Source organism: Arthrobacter sp. B0316-5-4, assembly GCF_059090325.1.
The window spans coordinates 1-557 of sequence record NZ_JBNHFN010000023.1 but is presented as its reverse complement, the minus strand read 5'-3'; the positions used below and the strand labels follow the sequence as shown (position 1 = coordinate 557).

The window sequence follows — 557 nt, the reverse complement described above, 5'->3', positions numbered from 1 at the left end:
GATCTTCAACACACCATCAACGGATAGTTTCGTACCGCCGGTGAACTTCACCACCGTGCCAGGCTGCACCGTCAACGTCACCCCAGCAGCAACCTTAGTCTCACCGCTGATGACAACAACCCGGTCATTACCCCATGTTGTGTCGGCTGCTATTTTCCCGGAAATAGGAAGCGGCCCCTCACCGGCGATGGTTGTGGTGGGGGATGAGCTTTTATCGGTGGCGGCGTAGCCGGATTTGGCGCCCGTGACGGTCACTGTGATGGTTTTGCCGACGTGGGCAGTGGTCAGGACCAAGGTTGATTGCGTAGCTCCTGTGAGGGAGGTTCCGTTGGCTTTCCATTGGTAAGTCAAGGTCACCGGGGCCGGCCCCCAGACCCCAGGGTTCGCTGTCAGGGTGGACCCGGCTTTGGCCGTGCCCGTGATCGTCGGCACCGGCGCCGGCGACAACACCGGCAGCGCCGCGATGGTTGTGGTGGGGGATGAGCTTTTATCGGTGGCGGCGTAGCCGGATTTGGCGCCCGTGACGGTCACTGTGATGGTTTTGCCGACGTGGGCAG

At 61.4% G+C, this 557-nt stretch carries 1 pseudogene; it reads right to left on the bottom strand.

The features are described 5' to 3' along the window. Positions 1 to 557: pseudogene (locus AC5RU9_RS21300) on the bottom strand (carboxypeptidase regulatory-like domain-containing protein); the annotation flags it as partial.